This is a genomic window from Variovorax sp. J22G73 (assembly GCF_030317035.1).
In the GTDB taxonomy this organism is placed as follows: domain Bacteria; phylum Pseudomonadota; class Gammaproteobacteria; order Burkholderiales; family Burkholderiaceae_C; genus Variovorax.
In genome coordinates, this window is the sequence record NZ_JASZYK010000001.1 from 1,087,162 (window position 1) to 1,104,165 (window position 17,004).

At 68.4% G+C, this 17,004-nt stretch carries 17 protein-coding genes; 14 read left to right on the forward strand and 3 right to left on the reverse strand.

The window, feature by feature from the left end:
• The first annotated feature begins 129 nt into the window (after positions 1-129).
• The 7 genes from QTI51_RS05125 to moaD are packed head-to-tail and all read left to right on the forward strand — an operon-like array spanning position 130 to position 7,269.
• Complete coding sequence (locus QTI51_RS05125) at positions 130-1,362, forward strand: pyridoxal phosphate-dependent aminotransferase (protein WP_116907909.1); 1,233 nt, start codon at positions 130-132, stop codon at positions 1,360-1,362.
• Positions 1,359-2,375, forward strand: coding sequence for a DUF1176 domain-containing protein (locus tag QTI51_RS05130; RefSeq protein WP_116907908.1), 1,017 nt, complete (start codon positions 1,359-1,361; stop codon positions 2,373-2,375). The genes QTI51_RS05125 and QTI51_RS05130 overlap by 4 nt, the downstream gene beginning before the upstream one ends.
• Positions 2,376-2,430: 55 nt before the next feature.
• Positions 2,431-3,753, forward strand: coding sequence for a homoserine dehydrogenase (locus tag QTI51_RS05135; RefSeq protein WP_116907907.1), 1,323 nt, complete (start codon positions 2,431-2,433; stop codon positions 3,751-3,753).
• Positions 3,750-5,165: a threonine synthase gene (gene thrC / locus QTI51_RS05140; protein WP_286512543.1), complete on the forward strand. Its 1,416-nt coding sequence runs from the start codon at positions 3,750-3,752 to the stop codon at positions 5,163-5,165. The genes QTI51_RS05135 and thrC overlap by 4 nt, the downstream gene beginning before the upstream one ends.
• 18 nt (positions 5,166-5,183) lie before the next feature.
• Positions 5,184-5,729, forward strand: a complete 546-nt coding sequence (mobB, locus tag QTI51_RS05145; RefSeq protein ID WP_116907905.1) for a molybdopterin-guanine dinucleotide biosynthesis protein B — start codon at positions 5,184-5,186, stop codon at positions 5,727-5,729.
• Positions 5,722-7,008, forward strand: a complete 1,287-nt coding sequence (locus QTI51_RS05150) for a molybdopterin molybdotransferase MoeA (RefSeq protein ID WP_116907904.1) — start codon at positions 5,722-5,724, stop codon at positions 7,006-7,008. The genes mobB and QTI51_RS05150 overlap by 8 nt, the downstream gene beginning before the upstream one ends.
• Positions 7,009-7,017: 9 nt before the next feature.
• Positions 7,018-7,269: a molybdopterin converting factor subunit 1 gene (moaD, locus tag QTI51_RS05155; protein WP_116907903.1), complete on the forward strand. Its 252-nt coding sequence runs from the start codon at positions 7,018-7,020 to the stop codon at positions 7,267-7,269.
• Here moaD and dapA read toward each other — a convergent pair.
• Positions 7,256-8,167, reverse strand: coding sequence for a 4-hydroxy-tetrahydrodipicolinate synthase (gene dapA, locus QTI51_RS05160; protein ID WP_116907902.1), 912 nt, complete (start codon positions 8,165-8,167; stop codon positions 7,256-7,258). The genes moaD and dapA overlap by 14 nt on opposite strands.
• 253 nt (positions 8,168-8,420) lie before the next feature.
• On the opposite strand from dapA, the gene QTI51_RS05165 reads away from it, so the two are divergent.
• Entirely contained in the window at positions 8,421-8,897 is a 477-nt protein-coding gene (locus QTI51_RS05165) for a molybdenum cofactor biosynthesis protein MoaE (protein WP_116907901.1), read from the forward strand.
• 48 nt (positions 8,898-8,945) lie between these two features.
• Here QTI51_RS05165 and QTI51_RS05170 read toward each other — a convergent pair whose 3' ends face one another.
• The gene (locus QTI51_RS05170; protein ID WP_116908525.1) at positions 8,946-9,950 is read right to left on the reverse strand and encodes a Bug family tripartite tricarboxylate transporter substrate binding protein; all 1,005 of its coding nucleotides are present in this window, start codon (positions 9,948-9,950) and stop codon (positions 8,946-8,948) included.
• A gap of 148 nt (positions 9,951-10,098) precedes the next feature.
• Between QTI51_RS05170 and clpB the strand changes: the two genes are divergently transcribed.
• From clpB to arfB, 6 genes are all read left to right on the forward strand, one after another.
• Positions 10,099-12,720, forward strand: coding sequence for an ATP-dependent chaperone ClpB (clpB, locus tag QTI51_RS05175; protein WP_116907900.1), 2,622 nt, complete (start codon positions 10,099-10,101; stop codon positions 12,718-12,720).
• Between the two features lie 9 nt (positions 12,721-12,729).
• Positions 12,730-13,068 carry a hypothetical protein gene (locus tag QTI51_RS05180; protein WP_286512536.1) on the forward strand — a complete coding sequence of 113 codons (339 nt, stop codon included), beginning with the start codon at positions 12,730-12,732 and terminating at the stop codon, positions 13,066-13,068.
• Positions 13,069-13,216: 148 nt separating this feature from the next.
• Positions 13,217-13,969 carry a TetR/AcrR family transcriptional regulator gene (locus QTI51_RS05185; RefSeq protein WP_116907898.1) on the forward strand — a complete coding sequence of 251 codons (753 nt, stop codon included), beginning with the start codon at positions 13,217-13,219 and terminating at the stop codon, positions 13,967-13,969.
• Entirely contained in the window at positions 13,966-14,748 is a 783-nt protein-coding gene (locus QTI51_RS05190; protein WP_116907897.1) for an enoyl-CoA hydratase/isomerase family protein, read from the forward strand. Before QTI51_RS05185 ends, QTI51_RS05190 begins: the two co-directional genes overlap by 4 nt.
• Positions 14,749-14,779: 31 nt before the next feature.
• Entirely contained in the window at positions 14,780-15,964 is a 1,185-nt protein-coding gene (locus tag QTI51_RS05195) for an acetyl-CoA C-acyltransferase family protein (RefSeq protein WP_286512530.1), read from the forward strand.
• A gap of 35 nt (positions 15,965-15,999) precedes the next feature.
• Complete coding sequence (arfB, locus tag QTI51_RS05200) at positions 16,000-16,407, forward strand: alternative ribosome rescue aminoacyl-tRNA hydrolase ArfB (RefSeq protein ID WP_116908587.1); 408 nt, start codon at positions 16,000-16,002, stop codon at positions 16,405-16,407.
• On the opposite strand, the gene QTI51_RS05205 is transcribed toward arfB, so the two are convergent.
• The gene (locus QTI51_RS05205; RefSeq protein WP_116908588.1) at positions 16,376-16,909 is read right to left on the reverse strand and encodes a hypothetical protein; all 534 of its coding nucleotides are present in this window, start codon (positions 16,907-16,909) and stop codon (positions 16,376-16,378) included. The two genes, arfB and QTI51_RS05205, sit on opposite strands and share 32 nt — an antisense overlap.
• Between the last annotated feature and the right edge of the window lie 95 nt (positions 16,910-17,004).

A 17,004-nucleotide genomic window follows, 5' to 3' on the forward strand; every position in this document is an offset into this window, starting at 1 on the left:
ATAGGTTTTCCCTGGTGCCAAGGGGCTCGAAAGGGCTTTCCCCTGGATCTTTGGACGCGGCCTCCGGCGGCCTGTAACTCCGAGTAAGCAACCCGTTTCAACCCGTTAATTCGCGCCCGGGAGGGCCCTTTGAAGCAGCTCAAGAAATCGGCCAAGCTGGCCAACGTGCTCTACGACATCCGCGGCCCCATCATGGACGCCGCCAAGCAGATGGAAGAGGACGGCCAGAAGATCATCAAGCTCAATATCGGCAACCTCGCCGTGTTCGGCTTCGATGCCCCCGAGGAAATCCAGCAGGACATGATCCGCAACCTGCCGAACTCGGCGGGGTATTCGGACAGCAAGGGGGTCTTCGCCGCGCGCAAGGCGGTGATGCACGAGACGCAGAAGCAGGGCATCACGGGCGTCACGCTCGACGACATCTACCTGGGCAACGGCGCGAGCGAGCTGATCGCCATGTCCACCAACGCGCTGCTCGACGACGGCGACGAGCTGCTGCTGCCGGCCCCCGACTATCCGCTGTGGACCGCTTCCACCAGCCTCTCGGGCGGCACTCCGGTGCACTACCTGTGCGACGAGGCCAACGGCTGGATGCCCAACCTGGACGACATCCGCGCCAAGATCACGCCGCGCACCAAGGGCATCGTGGTCATCAACCCGAACAACCCGACCGGCGCGCTCTATTCGGACGAACTGCTCAAGAGCATCGTGGCCATCGCGCGCGAGCACGGCCTCGTGATCTTCGCGGACGAGGTCTACGACAAGGTGCTGTACGACGGCGTCAAGCACACCGCCATCGCCAGCCTGTCGAGCGACGTGCTCACGCTGACCTTCAACTCGCTGTCCAAGAGCTACCGCTCGTGCGGCTACCGCGCCGGCTGGCTCGTGGTGTCGGGCGACAAGCGCAGTGCGCAGGACTACATCGAGGGCCTGAACATGCTCTCGAACATGCGCCTGTGCGCCAACGTGCCCGGTCAATGGGCCATCCAGACGGCGCTGGGCGGCTACCAGAGCATCAACGACCTGGTGTGCGACGGCGGGCGCCTGCGCCGCCAGCGCGACCTGGCCTACGAACTCATCACCGCCATTCCCGGCGTGAGCTGCGTCAAGCCCAGCGCGGCGCTCTACATGTTCCCCAAGCTAGACCCCGAGGTCTACCCGATCGAGGACGACCGCCAGTTCTTCCTCGAGCTGCTGAAGGAAACCCGCGTGATGCTGGTGCAGGGCACCGGCTTCAACTGGGCCACGCCCGACCACTTCCGCATCGTGTTCCTGCCCCATGAGGACGACCTGCGCGAGGCCATCAACCGCATCGCGAAGTTCCTGGAGCAGTACCGCTTGCGCCGCAAGACGCGCCCATGAAACCCGCCTGCCTTGCCGCGGTGCTGTCGTTCGCGGCACTGTCCGCCTCGGCTGCCATCGCAGCGGGAGCCGCCGAGACGCGGCCGGTCTCCTTTTCCCACAACGACTGGGAGCTGGCCTGCGACAACACGCGCACCTGCCGCGCCGCCGGCTACCAGCAGGACGGCGAGCCGGTGTCGATGCGCATCACCCGCAAGGCCGGCCCCGGCACCGCGGTAGAGATCGAACTGCAGACCGGCGGCGAAGAAGAACCCAAGGGCCCGTTGCGCCTGAAGGTCGGCAAGGCCACCGTGTCCGGCCTCGAAGGCGGCTCCCCCAGCCTCGACGCCAGCCAGGTTCGCGCCGTGCTGCCCGAACTCCTCAAGAGCGACGACGCCACCCTCACGGCCGGTGGCGGCAAGAAATGGGTGCTTTCTCTTTCCGGCCTCAACGCCGTGCTGTTGAAGATGGACGAAGCCCAGGGCCGCGTCGATACGCCGGGCGCGCTGGTGCGCCGCGGCAGCAAGCCTGAATCCGCCGTGCTGGCGGCGTTGCCGATGCCCGTGGTCCATGCGCTCAAGCCCGTCAAGCCGCGCCCTGGTGACGACGCCCTGGCGGCGCGCATCTTTCCTTCTCTCAAGCTGAGCGAAGCCGACGGCCCGTGCAACAACACCGACGCGGTGCAGCCCAAGTCGTTCCAGGTCCACCGCCTGACCGACAGCAAGGTGCTGCTGTCGCTGGATTGCAGCGTGGGGGCCTACAACTCCACCAGCCAGCTCTGGATCGCCAACGACAAGCCGCCCTATGCGCCATCGGCCCTCGAGGCCAACGGCGACTTCGACGACAAGGACGCCAGCGTCTCCTCGGTCATGAGGGTCCGCGGCATCGGCGACTGCGTGTCGACCGAAACCTGGCACTTCGACGGCAAGGGCTTCGTGCGAACCGGCGCCACCGTCGACAGCCTGTGCCGCGACTTTCCCGGCGGCGCCTGGAACCTGCCGCGCCACGTCAGCCGCGTCGTGACCGCGCCGTGATCGCGCCGCTCACCACCCCATTCAAACCATGAACGCCATGAACTCGACTCTCCCAATGAAACCCATCCAAGTAGGCCTGCTCGGCGCAGGCACGGTCGGCAGCGGCACCTTCAAGGTGCTCCAGCGCAACCAGGAAGAAATCAAGCGCCGCGCCGGCCGCGGCATCGAGATCACCATGGTGGCCGATCTCGACACCGCCCGCGCCCGCGAAGTGGCCGGCGAAGGCGTGAAGGTGGTTGCCGATGCGCGCGAAGTCATCGCCAACCCCGACATCGACATCGTCATCGAGCTCATCGGCGGCTACGGCATCGCCAGGCAGCTGGTGCTCGAGGCCATCGCTGCCGGCAAGCACGTGGTCACCGCCAACAAGGCGCTGCTCGCGGTGCACGGCACCGAAATCTTCGCGGCCGCGCACGCCAAGGGCGTGATGGTGGCCTTCGAGGCCGCGGTGGCCGGCGGCATCCCGATCATCAAGGCGCTGCGCGAAGGCCTCACGGCCAACAGCATCCAGTGGATCGCCGGCATCATCAACGGCACCACCAACTTCATCCTGTCCGAGATGCGCGACAAGGGCCTGGACTTCGCCACCGTGCTGAAGGAGGCGCAACGCCTGGGCTACGCCGAGGCCGACCCGACCTTCGACATCGAAGGCGTGGACGCCGCGCACAAGGTCACGCTGATGAGCGCCATCGCGTTCGGCATTCCGGTGCAGTTCGACAAGGCCCATGTCGAGGGCATCACCAAGCTCGCCGCGCAGGACATCCGGTACGCCGAGCAGCTCGGCTACCGCATCAAGCTGCTGGGCGTGACCAAGCGCACGACCAAGGGCATCGAGCTGCGCGTGCACCCCTCGCTGGTGCCGTCCAAGCGCCTGCTGGCCAACGTCGAGGGCGCGATGAACGCGGTGGTGGTGCACGGCGACGCCGTGGGCACCACGCTGTACTACGGCAAGGGCGCGGGCAGCGAGCCGACGGCCAGCGCCGTCATTGCCGACCTGGTCGACATCACCCGCCTGCACACCGCCGACGCCGCGCACCGCGTGCCGCACCTGGCGTTCCACCCGGACGCCATGAGCGACCTGCAGGTGCTGCCGATGTCCGAGGTGGTCACCAGCTACTACCTGCGCCTGCGCGTGGCCGACCAGGCCGGCGTGCTCGCCAAGGTGACGGGCCTGCTGGCCACCGCCGGCATCAGCATCGACGCCGTGCTGCAGCGCGAAGCCGACGAAGTGGGCGGCGAAGGCTCCACGCAGACCGACCTCATCATCCTCACGCACGACGCGCGCGAAGGCACCGTCAACGACGTGCTGGCCGAACTGCAGGCGCTGCCCACCGTGCTCGAACCCATCGTGCGTATCCGCAAGGAAGAGTTGAAGTGAACTACCTGAGCACCCGCGGCCATCCCGACCGCAAGCGCTTCTGCGAAATCCTGCTCGAGGGCCTGGCGCCCGACGGCGGCCTGTACCTGCCCGAGACCTATCCGCATGTCGACACCGCCACGCTCGCCAGGTGGCGCGCGTTGCCGTATGCCGAGCTGGCCTTCGAGATCCTCTCGCTCTACATCGACGACATTCCGCCGGCCGACCTGAAGGCGATCTGCGCCAAGACCTACACGGCCGAGGTGTTCGGCACCGAAGAAATCGTACCGCTGCGCGAACTTAAAGACGGCGTGTACCTCGAGGCCCTGTCCAACGGCCCCACGCTGGCCTTCAAGGACATGGCGATGCAGCTGCTGGGCAACCTGTTCGAGTACGAACTGGCCCGCCGCGGCGCCGAGCTCAACATCCTGGGCGCCACCAGCGGCGACACCGGCAGCGCGGCCGAGTACGCCATGCGCGGCAAGAAGGGCGTGCGCGTGTTCATGACCTCGCCGGACGGCCGCATGAGCCCGTTCCAGCAGGCGCAGATGTTCAGCCTGCAGGACGAGAACATCCACAACATCGCCATCACCGGCGTGTTCGACGACTGCCAGGACATCGTCAAGGCCGTGTCGAACGACCTGGGCTTCAAGCGCAAGTACCGCATCGGCACGGTCAACTCGATCAATTGGGCGCGGCTGCTGGCGCAGGTCGTCTACTACTTCGCGGGCTACTTCCAGGCCACCGCGGGCAACGACAAGCCGGTGAGCTTCACCGTGCCCTCGGGCAATTTCGGCAACGTCTGCGCGGGCCACGTGGCGCGCATGATGGGCCTTCCCATCCAGACGCTGGTGGTCGCCACCAACGAGAACGACGTGCTCGACGAATTCTTCCGCACCGGCATCTACCGCGTGCGCGGCGCCGTCGACACGCACGAGACCTCCAGCCCGTCGATGGACATCAGCAAGGCCAGCAACTTCGAGCGCTTCGTGTTCGACCTGGTCGGTCGCGACGCCGCCAGGCTGCGCCAGCTGTTCGTGGAAGACCTGGGCCTGAACGGCAGCTTCGACCTGAGCGCCGACCCGGCATTCAAGCAGGCCGCGGAACGCTTCGGCTTCAAGAGCGGTCGCAGCACGCACGCCGACCGCCTGGCCACCATCCGCGACACCGAGAAGCGCTTCGCCACGCTGGTCGACCCCCACACCGCCGACGGCCTGAAGGCCGCGCGCGAACAGCTCGCGCCCGGCGTGCCGATGGTGGTGCTGGAAACGGCGCTGCCCATCAAGTTCGCGGCCACGCTGGTCGAGGCGCTGGGCCAGGAGCCCGAGCGGCCGAAGAAGTTCGAAGGCATCGAGGCGCTGCCCAAGCGCGTCGTCAAGCTGCCGGCCGACGCCGAAGCCGTGAAGGCCTACATCGCGGAAAACTGTGACTGAGCACGCCCGGGCCCCCGCATGAAGGTCGTCGGCTTCGCCGGCTACTCGGGCGCGGGCAAGACCACGCTGCTGGAGCGGCTCATTCCGGCGCTCAAGCGGCTGGGGCAGCGCGTGTCGGTGGTCAAGCACGCGCACCACAAGTTCGACATCGACCACCCGGGCAAGGACACCTACCGCCACCGCGAGGCGGGCGCCTTCGAGGTGGTCGTGGCCTCCGACCAGCGGCTGGCGGTCATGCGCGAGTTCGAAGTGCCGGTGGAACCCGACGTGCACCAGCTGCTGGCCGAGGTGCACCCCGCGGCCGACTGGGTGCTGGTGGAGGGCTTCAGGCACAGCGACGTGCCGAAGATCGAGATCTGGCGCCAGCCCGAGGGCGGCGAGCCGCTTCGCCCGGTGCTCTACACCGACGACCCCTTCGTGGTCGCCATTGCCACGGACGACCCGGCCAGCCTGCCGTCGCCCACCGAGCGTCCCCTGTTCGACCTCAACGACGCCGAGGCCATTGCCAGGTGGCTGATCGACAGCGGCGAGCGCTTCGAATACAACCCCGAACACCATGGCTGACACACCTGTTCCCTTCGCCGCTTCTTCCCTGCGCCCGCCGCTGATGCCGCTGGACGAGGCCATTGCCGTCCTGCTCGCGAAGGCGCAGCCGGCGCTGCCGACCGAAAGCGTCATCACCTTCGACGCCGACGGCCGCGTGCTGGCGCAAGACCTGGTTTCCGGCCTGACCGTGCCGCCGCGCGACAACAGCGCCATGGACGGCTACGCCGTGCGCGTGGCCGACTGCACCGCGCCCGGTGCCGAGCTGACGGTGGCGCAGCGCATTCCCGCGGGCACCGTCGGCACGGCGCTGGCGGCCGGCACGGCGGCGCGCATCTTCACGGGCGCGCAGATTCCCGAGGGCGCCGACGCGGTCGTCATGCAGGAAGACACCGCCGCCACGCCGCAGGAAGGCAGCCTGGGCTCGGTGCGCATCGCCATCGTGCCGGCGGCAGACCAGTGGGTGCGCCGCGCGGGCGAAGACGTGGCCGCGGGCGACGTGGTGCTGAAGAAGGGCGAGCGCCTCACGCCCGCCGCGCTCGGCCTGGCGGCCAGCGTCGGCTTTCACAAGCTGCAGGTCGCGCGCAAGCCGCGCGTGGCCATGCTCTCCACCGGCGACGAGCTGGTCATGCCCGGCGAGGTCGCGCCCGACGCGATGAAGCCCGGCGCCATCTACAACTCCAACCGCTTCTTCATGCGTGCCTTGCTGCACCGCCTGGGCTGCGAGGTGAACGACCTGGGCATCGTGCCCGACGACCGCGAAGCCACCATCGCCGCGCTGCGCGACGCGGCCGAGGCCAGCGACCTGATCATCACGACCGGCGGCGTGTCGGTGGGTGAAGAAGACCACATCCGCGCCGCGCTGCAATCGCTCGGCGAGCTGCAGCTGTGGTCGCTGTCGATGAAGCCGGGCAAGCCGTTCGCCTATGGGTCCATTGCGCGCAGCAACGGGCAGGGTGCCTGCCATGTGACCGGGCTGCCGGGCAACCCGGTGTCGAGCTTCCTGACCTTCCTGATGCTGGTGCGGCCCTTTCTGCTGACCTTGCAGGGTGCCACGCGCGTGGCGCCCGAGCCCGTGCAGATGCGCGCCGACTTCGACTGGCTGCGCGCCGACAAGCGCCGCGAATTCCTGCGCGCGCGGCGCAACGCGGCGGGCGGGCTGGCGCTGTTCGGCAACCAGAGCTCGGGCGTGCTCACCTCGATGGTCTGGGGCGACGGCGTGGTCGACAACCCGGCCGGCCAGACCATTCGAGCGGGCGACACGGTGAACTTCATTCCCTTCGCCTCGCTGCTGGGCTGAGCATTCGCCATGAAGGTCCAGGTCCGTTATTTCGCCTCGGTGCGCGAGGCGCTTTCGCGCAGCAACGAAACCGTCGACACGCAAGCCGACACGCTCGCCGCCCTGCGCGACGAGCTCATCGCCCGCGGCGGCGCCTATGCCACCGCGCTGGCGCGCGGCAAGGCGGTGCGCATGGCGCTCGACCAGCTCATGAGCGACGAGGCCGCAGCCTTGCGCGAAGGCTGCGAGGTCGCCTTCTTCCCCCCCGTTACTGGCGGTTGAGGCCGTCGAGGCTTTCGAGGTGGGCGTCGAGCGCCACGAGGCGCTCGCGCAGCCCTTCGGAGGCGCGGGTCATCGGCGAGCGCAACTCGTCGTGCACCTCGCCCCCGTGCGCGAGCAGCGCCTTCAGCGGGCTGGGGTTCGGTTCGGCGAACAGCATTTCCACCAGCGGCTGCAGCGCCTGCCATTCGGCGCGCGCCTCGGCCAGCCTGTTGTCCGCCAGCAGGCGCACCAACTGCACGAAGCGCCGCGTCTGCACGTTGCCGCTGGCCGCGATGGCGCCCACGCCGCCTTCGGCCATGGTGCCGAAGATCTGGTGGTCTTCGCCCGTCAGCACCTGCAGCCGGCCGTCGGCGATCACCGCGCGCGTCTTGGCCATGTCGCCGCCGCAGTCCTTGATGCCGCGGATGCGCGGGTGCGCGGCCAGCGCCAGCAGCGTGTCGCGGGCGATGGTGACGCCGGTGCGGTAGGGAATGTCGTAGACCAGCACCGGCGCCGTGCTCGCGTCGGCGATGGTGCCGAACCATTCGAGCAGGCCGGCCTGCGACGGGCGGATGTAGTGCGGCGCGGCCACCAGCAGGCCCGCGATCGGGCGTTCGCCGAGCTTGCGGGCCCAGGCCGTGGCCTTGCCCAGGTGGTAGCCGGAAATGCCCATGACCACCGGCAGGCCGCCGGCCGCGGCCAGCACGGTGTCGAGCACGGCCAGCTGCTCGGCCTCGTCGAGGGCGGCGGCTTCGCCGGTGGAGCCGCAGGGCACGAAGCCGGTCACGCCGTCGGCGGCCAGGCGACGGGTCAGGGCGGCAAGGGCGTCGTGGTCGACGGCGCCGTCGCGAAACGGGGTGACAAGGGCCACCCAGAAGCCCGAGAAGTCAGGGGCGGTGGCGGTAGGTTGTTGAGGCACGCGGGCTTCCTTCGAGGAATCGACCGATGGAAAGAACCACCGTCGGACGTGCGCGAAACCCATGAAGGGGCCAAAGACCTTGGCAGGTTCCGTCGCTCATCCGACGACGGAACCTCGGCTCCGGTCAGACGAGCTTTGGTTTTTTGGCTTTGCTGCCCTGGCGCGCGCAGCCGCTTCCCGCGTGCGAAAGCACTGTGGAGGGCGTGGCGTGGCAAGGCATGGCGGCAGTCTAGCGCGATGCCACAATTCGGAAATGAACGTTGCGCGTGTTTCCATACAGACGGCCGATTTCGACCTCTCGCAAGAGGTCGCCGCGTTGCGTGCCGGCGACAAACGCGTGGGCGCGGTCTGCAGTTTCGTGGGCACGGTGCGCGACCGCAACGACGGCAGCAGCGTCGCGTCGATGGAGCTGGAGCACTACCCCGGCATGACCGAGAAGGCCGTCGAGGCCATGATCGACGAGGCGCACCGGCGCTTCGACATCCTGGGTGCGCGCGTGGTCCACCGCGTGGGCCTGCTGCAGCCGCTGGACCAGATCATGATGGTGGCGGTGGTGTCCGCGCACCGCGGCCAGAGCTTCGAGGCCTGCGAGTTCCTGATGGACTACCTGAAGACGCAGGCCCCGTTCTGGAAGAAGGAACAGACCCCCGAAGGTGCGCGCTGGGTCGATGCGCGCGTCGCGGACGACGCGGCGCTGGCGCGCTGGGGCATCAGCGCTCCCAACGCCTGAGCCGCGTCGCTCCCTCTCCCCGAGGGGAGAGGGAGCAAGCGCAAGGCATCAGAGCGGCTTGAACCCGCTGCCCTGGATGATCTTTTCCCAGCTCTGCGTGTACGTGCGAACGCGCCCCGCGAACTGGCCCTGCGACTCGTAGCCGACCGTCAGCCCCATCGTCGTCAGCTTCTGCTTCACGTCGGGCATGGCCAGCACCTTCTGCAGCGCGTCGCCGTACTTGTCGATGATCGGCTGCGGCGTGCCCACCGGCGCGAAGATGCCGTAGTAGGGCAGGTCGTCCAGGTTGGCGAAGCCCAGCTCGGTGAAGGTCGGCACGTTCGGAATCACGGCCTGGCGCTTGGCGCCGATGGACGCCACGATGCGCACCTTGCCGGCCTTGTGGTTCTCGATGAAGTCAGGCACCGAGGCGATGCCCGCGGTGATCTGGTTGCCCAGCATGTCGGCCGTCATGGGCGCGCTGCCGCGGTAGGGCGCGGGCTGCACGTCGATCTTGTACTTGTCCGAGATCATCTTCACCAGGAACTCGGGAATCGACGCCGGCGCCGGGATGCCGATGGTTTCCTTGCCGCCCTTTTGCGTGCGCACCCATTTCACGTACTCGTCCATGGTCTTGGCCGGCGTGCCGCCCGAGACGGCCAGCACGTTGGCGAAGGTGGCAAAGCCGGCCACGGGCACGAAGTCGGTGGCGGGGTTGAAGCCCGGGTTCTTGATGACCTGCGGCAGGATCGAGATCGTGTGGTCGTGCGACAGCAGCAGCGTGTGGCCGTCGGCGGGGGAAGACTTCAACACGGTCGCGGCAATCTGGCCGCCGGCGCCGGCACGGTTCTCGACCACCACCGGCACGCCCAGCACGTCCTTGAGCTTTTCGCCCAGGGTGCGCGCAATGGCGTCGGTGCCCGCGCCGGCCGGGAAGCCGACCAGCAGGCGGATGGGGGTGCCGCTTTGCGCCTGCGCAAGGCCGCTCAGGCCCAGGGTGCTCAGAGCGCCCAGAAGCAGGCCGGCGCTGATCGCCCGGCGCACCGGTTGAACGCGCTGCATTGAAAAAACCATGATCGACTCCATTCGAGAGAGAGAAATGCCTACGGGCAGGAAACGGGTGTCGTGCAATACCCGTGCCCAGGCTCCGGTAGTCCGCACGTAATTGTCAAAACCTTGAATCGTGCCCGAACGGCCCTATTTTGGAAGCAGGAATACCACCATGCGACAAGACAAACTCACCACCAAATTTCAGGAAGCCCTGGGCGATGCCCAGTCGCTCGCGCTGGGCAACGACAACGCCTACATCGAACCGGCCCACCTGCTGGTCGCGATGCTGCGCCAGGACGACGGCCCGCGCGCCCTGCTGGAGCGTGCCGGCGTCAACGTGCCGGGGTTGCTGCAGGCCGCCGAGGGCGCCATCAAGAAACTGCCCCAGGTGCAGGGCCACGACGTCGTGCAGGTCGGCCCCGAGCTGAACAAGCTGCTGCAGGCGACCGAGAAAGAGTCGATCAAGCGCAACGACCAGTTCATCGCGGGCGAACTCTTTCTGCTCGCGCTGGCTGACAGCAAGGCCGACGTCGGCAAGATCGCCAGGGAAAACGGCCTGAGCCGCAAGTCGCTCGAGTCGGCCATCGATGCCGTGCGCGGCGGCCAGGGTGTGAACAGCGCCGACGCCGAAGGCCAGCGCGAAGCCCTGAAGAAATACACCACCGACCTCACCGAGCGCGCACGCCTGGGCAAGCTCGACCCGGTCATCGGCCGCGACGAGGAAATTCGCCGCGCCATCCAGGTGCTGCAACGCCGCACCAAGAACAACCCCGTGCTCATCGGCGAACCCGGCGTGGGCAAGACCGCCATCGTCGAAGGCCTGGCGCAGCGCATCATTTCCGGCGAGGTGCCCGAGTCGCTCATGGGCAAGCGCGTGCTGTCGCTCGACATGGCCGCGCTGCTGGCCGGCGCCAAGTTCCGCGGCGAGTTCGAAGAGCGCCTGAAGACCGTGCTGAACGAGCTCGCGAAGGACGAAGGCCAGACCATCGTCTTCATCGACGAGCTGCACACCATGGTCGGCGCGGGCAAGGCGGAGGGCGCGATGGACGCGGGCAACATGCTCAAGCCGGCGCTCGCGCGCGGCGAGCTGCACTGCGTGGGCGCCACCACGCTGGACGAATACCGCAAGTACATCGAGAAGGACGCCGCGCTGGAGCGCCGCTTCCAGAAGATCATCGTGGGCGAGCCCAGCGTGGAAGCCACCGTGGCCATCCTGCGCGGCCTGAAGGAAAAGTACGAGGTGCACCACGGCGTGGACATCACCGACCCGGCCATCGTGGCCGCGGCCGAGCTGAGCGACCGCTACATCACCGACCGCTTCCTGCCCGACAAGGCCATCGACCTGATCGACGAGGCCGCGGCCAAGATCAAGATCGAGATGGACTCCAAGCCCGAGGTCATGGACCGGCTCGACCGCCGCCTGATCCAGCTGCAGATCGAGCTCGAGGCCGTGCGCCGCGAGAAGGACGAGGCCTCGCAGAAGCGCTTCGGCCTGATCGAGGGCGAGATCGCCAAGCTGCAGAAGGAAATTGCCGACTACGACGAGATCTGGCAGGCCGAGAAGGCGCAGGCCCAGGGCAGCGCCAAGGTGCGCGAGGACATCGACAAGATCAAGTTCCAGATTGCCGAGTCGACCAGCAAGGGCGACTTCAACAAGGTGGCCGAGCTGCAATACGGCCAGCTGCCCGCGCTCGAGAAGCGCCTGAAGGAGGCGCAGGACGCCGAAGCCAGCAAGGGCAAGTCGAGCGCGCCCACGCTGCTGCGCACGCAGGTCGGCGCCGAGGAAATCGCCGAGGTCGTGGCGCGCGCCACCGGCATTCCGGTCGCCAAGCTGATGCAGGGCGAGCGCGACAAGCTGCTCGTGATGGAAGACAAGCTCCACGAGCGCGTGGTCGGCCAGAACGAGGCCATCGGCGCGGTCGCCAACGCGATCCGCCGTTCGCGCTCGGGCCTGTCGGACCCGAACCGCCCCACGGGCTCGTTCCTGTTCCTCGGCCCCACGGGCGTGGGCAAGACCGAGCTGTGCAAGGCGCTCGCGGGCTTCCTGTTCGACAGCGAAGACCACCTGATCCGTATCGACATGAGCGAGTTCATGGAGAAGCACTCGGTGGCCCGCCTCATCGGCGCGCCGCCGGGCTACGTGGGCTATGAAGAGGGCGGCTACCTCACCGAAGCCGTGCGCCGCAAGCCCTACAGCGTGGTGCTGCTCGACGAGGTCGAGAAGGCCCACCCCGACGTGTTCAACGTGCTGCTGCAGGTGCTCGACGACGGCCGCCTCACGGACGGCCAGGGCCGCACCGTGGACTTCAAGAACACAGTGATCGTGATGACGAGCAACATCGGCTCGCCCATCATCCAGGCCATGGTGGGCAAGCCCTCGGAAGAGATCAAGGAAGCCGTGTGGGACGAGCTGAAGAACTACTTCCGCCCCGAGTTCCTGAACCGCATCGACGAGACCGTGGTGTTCCATGCGCTGGACGCGAAGAACATCGAGTCGATTGCCGCCATCCAGCTGAAGGTGCTGACCGCGCGCCTGGCGAAGATGGACCTGGGGCTGGAGGTGTCGAGCGCGGCGCTGGCCGAGATTGCCAAGGTCGGTTTCGACCCGGTGTTCGGCGCGCGACCGCTCAAGCGTGCCATCCAGCAGCGCATCGAGAACCCGCTGTCGAAGCTGCTGCTCGACGGCAGTTTCGGGCCGAAGGACACCATCGAGGTCAACACCGACCCGATCCAGTCGCCGGGGCAGTTCTCGTTCACCAAGAGCGGGGAACCAACGGCGGCCGCCTCGGCCTAAAGTCGGATGATGAACTTTATTTTTCGCGTCGTTCTTCTGCTCCTGGGGCTGGTTTTCGCGGCCAGCCTGGCCGTGGCGGTGATGCTGCTGGCCGCGGTGTGGGGCATGCGCTACGCCTGGGGCCGGCTCACGGGCAAGCCCGTGACGCCCTGGACCGCGTCGATGGGCGGGCGCTTCAACCCGCGCTCGGGCTTCGACCGGTTTCGCCATGCGGCACAGCCGGCCGAGCCGCAGGCGGCCGATGTGGTCAACGCCCGCGCGCGCGGCGAGTCGGTGCGCAGTCCCATCGCCATCGGCCCCGCCGATGACGTGACCGACGTGCGGGCCCGGCCTGTGCGCGGCGACTGAGCCCCGGCAACGGGCTTCGCGGTCTTGGCGGTTTTTGCAGCCTTCGCTGCCTGGATGTTTACCGGCCCGTAGAATTTCTACTGGCCAGTAAATTCCCTTCTCGCCGCGCTGTGCGGTGTCGGACCTTCGGCCATCCTGTTTCGCACCGATGGCCCGCTCCGTTTCTCCTCCTTCCGTTCCTTATCCCTCATCCGCCGAGCCCGCCGGATCTGCGGGGTCTTCCGGCTCTCCCTGGGAGCCCGCGGGCAAGCGCGCGCGCCAGCGCGAGGTCAAGCGCCAGGCCGTGCTGCAGACCGCCGCGCAACTCTTCAACGAGCGCGGCTTCCACGCCACTTCGCTCGACGACATTGCCGAGCGGCTGAACGTCAGCAAGCCCACGCTGTACTACTACGTCGAGAACAAGGACCAGATCCTGCTCGAGTGCGTGAAGACCGCGCTCGACCTGATGCATGCCGGCATTGCCGAGGTGCGCGCCAACGGTGGCAGCGCCATCGACCAGCTCGAGGCCTCGATGCGCATCTACGCGGGCGTGGTCACGCAGGACTTCGGCCGCTGCGTGATCCGTATCGGCGAAGACCCGCTGCCCAAGCCGCTGAAGGCCGAGTTGCTCCGCCTGAAGGCGGGCATCGACGCGCAGTTTCGCCAGCTCGTCGAAGCCGGCATCGCCGAAGGCTCGCTCGCGCCCTGCGATCCGAAGATGGCGGCCTTCATGCTCGCGGGCGCGCTCAGCTGGATCGGCCGCTGGTACCGCCCCGGCGGCAGCCTCACGCCCACGCAGATCGCCGACCAGGGCATCGACCTGCTGCTGGGCGGCCTGCTTCAACGGCCCGCGCCCGCCAGCCCGCCCGCCACGGGCGCGGCGCCACGCCAATCTGCTGCAAAAAAAGGAAAGACCGCATGACGACAGACGCCCCCTTGCTGCTGGCCCGCGACGGTGCCGTGGCCACCATTCGCTTCAACCGGCCCGGCGCGCTCAACGCCATCGACGTGCCGATGGCCAATGCCTTCCTCGCCGCCGCCCGCGAGCTGGCCGCCGACAAGGGCGTGCGCGCCGTGCTCATGAGCGGCGCGGGCAAGGGCTTCATGGCCGGCGGCGACCTCGGCGTGCTCAGCGCCGACCCGAAACAGGGCGCGGCCGACCTGATCGGCCCGCTGCACGAGGCGCTGCGCGTGCTCGACGCCATGGACGCGCCGCTGGTCGCGCAGGTGCACGGCGTGGCCGCCGGCGCGGGCCTGAGCCTGATGCTGCAGGCCGACTTCGTGCTCGCCGCCGAGGGCACGCGCTTCAACCTCGCCTACGTGAACATCGGCACCAGCTGCGACGTGGGCGCCTCGTGGGCGCTGCCGCGGCTGGTGGGCATGCGCCGCGCGCTGGAAATCGCCATGCTCGGCGACACCTACGACGCGGCCGCCGCTGAGCGCATGGGCCTGGTCAACCGCGTGGTGCCCGCCGCCGAGCTGGAGGCCCAGGCGCTGGCGCTGGCGCACCGGCTGGCCAAGGGCCCGACCGTGGCGCTGGGCAACCTGCGCCGGCTGATGCGCGGCTCGCTCGGGCGCGACCTGGCGGGCCAGCTCGACGCCGAATCGGCCGCCTTCCAGGTCTGCGCGGCCACCGACGACTTCCGCATCGGCCTGAACGCCTTCTTCGACAAGAAGCCCGCAGCCTTCACAGGCCGCTGAATTCCATCTTTCAAACCCAGGAGACCCACCCATGACCCAACGCGACATCTTCGTGGTCGGCACCGCCCGCACCGCCATCGGCACCTTCGGCGGCGCGCTGAAGGACGTGCCCAACACCCAGCTGGCCACCACCGCCGTCAAGGCCGCCATCGAGCGCAGCGGCGTGGCGGCCGACGCCATCGGCCACGTGGTGATGGGCAACGTGATTCCCACCGACGTGAAGGACGCCTACCTGAGCCGCGTGGCGGCCATCGACGCGGGCTGCCCCATCGAGACGCCGGCCTTCAACGTGAACCGCCTGTGCGGCTCGGGCCTGCAGGCCATCGTGTCGGCGGCGCAGGCCATTGCGCTGGGCGACTGCGACATCGCCATCGGCGGCGGCTCGGAGTCGATGAGCCGCGGCCCGTACTTCGACACCTCGGCACGCTACGGCGCGCGCATGGGCGACGCGGTGCTGGTCGACTACATGCTGGGCATCCTGCACGACCCGTGGGAGAAGATCCACATGGGCATCACCGCCGAGAACGTGGCCGCGCGCTATGGCATCACGCGCGAGCAGATGGACGAACTGGCCGTGGCCAGCCAGCAGCGCGCGGCGGCCGCCATTGCCGCGGGCCGCTTCAAGGAGCAGATCGTTCCGGTCGAGGTCAAGACGCGCAAGGGCGTGGTGCTGTTCGACACCGACGAGCACGTGCGCGCCGACACCACCGTCGACACGCTGGCGAAGATGAAGCCCGCCTTCAAGAAGGACGGCTTGGTCACCGCCGGCAATGCCTCGGGCATCAACGATGGCGCCGCCGCCGTGGTGCTGGCCGAAGGCGGCCGCGTGAAGGCGCTGGGCCTGAAGCCGCTGGCGCGCCTGGTGGGCTACGCGCACGCGGGCGTGGAGCCGGCGTACATGGGCATCGGCCCGGTGCCGGCCACGCGCAAGGTGCTGGAGCGCACCGGGCTGAAAGTGAGCGACTTCGACGTGATCGAGTCGAACGAGGCCTTCGCGGCGCAGGCCTGCGCGGTCATCAAGGAGCTGGGGTTCGACCCGGCCAAGGTGAACCCGAACGGCTCGGGCATTTCGCTGGGCCACCCGGTGGGCGCGACGGGCGCGATCATCACCACCAAGGCGATTGCCGAGCTGCACCGCACCGGCGGGCGCTACGCGCTGGTGACGATGTGCATCGGCGGCGGGCAGGGCATTGCCGCGGTGTTCGAGCGCGTCTGAGCCCACCCGAGCGGACTCAGGGCACACTTGCCGCCATGCTGCGCCCACCCCTGCTGATCGATCCCGACGAAGTCGAGATCAGTGCCATTCGCGCGCAGGGGGCGGGCGGGCAGAACGTGAACAAGGTGTCCAGCGCGGTGCACCTGCGCTACGACATTCCCGCCAGCTCGCTGCCCGCCGACGTGAAGGAGCGGCTGCTCGCCCTGCGCGACAGCCGCATCACGCAGGAGGGCGTGCTGGTGCTCAAGGCGCAGCAGCACCGCACGCAGGAAATGAACCGCGCCGACGCGTTCGCGCGCCTGCAGGCGGTGGTCGACAGCGTGGCCACGCCGCCGCGCGCGCGGCGCGCGACCAAGCCGACCTACGGTTCCAAGCAGCGCCGGCTCGAGGGCAAGAGCCAGCGTTCGCAGATCAAGAGCCTGCGCGGACGGGTGCAGGACTGAGCGGCGCGCCCCCACCGCGCAGCCGCCGAACCTGCAGCCCCACGCCCACCAGGTACAGCAGGAACAGCACGCCGGTAATGGCCTTGAGCTCGGGCGCATCCGGGCTCGACAGCAGCGGCGCGCCCAGCGGCAGGCGCGTCAGCGGCTCGGTGAAGGCCGGAATCCAGTGGAAGAGAAAGCTGGCCGAAAACGCCGCCGCCTCCACGTAGCGCGCGCCGCGCCCGAACAGCAGGCCGCGCCCGGCCGCGGCGCCCACCGCCAGCGCCACCAGCGTGATGATGCCCAGCACATGCGGCTTGCCGAAGCCGCCGTGCTGGAAGATGCCGAAGCCGGTGAGGCAGGTGAGCACGGTGGTCCACACGAAGACCTGTCCCAGGCCGGTGCGCATCGTGATTTCCCTGTAGCGAAACAGGGCCCAGAGCCCTGCGACGACAGCGACCAGGCTGATCGCCGTGTGAACCGTGCCGAGGGACGTGAGTCCCAGCCATCCTGTGGGTGCCATGCGGAGCTCCTCGTGTCGTGGTGCGGCATTCTGGCGCTTTGCAATGAATTTGTGTGATCTGGGAGACATTGAGTGCCAAAGACCCCGCTTTACGG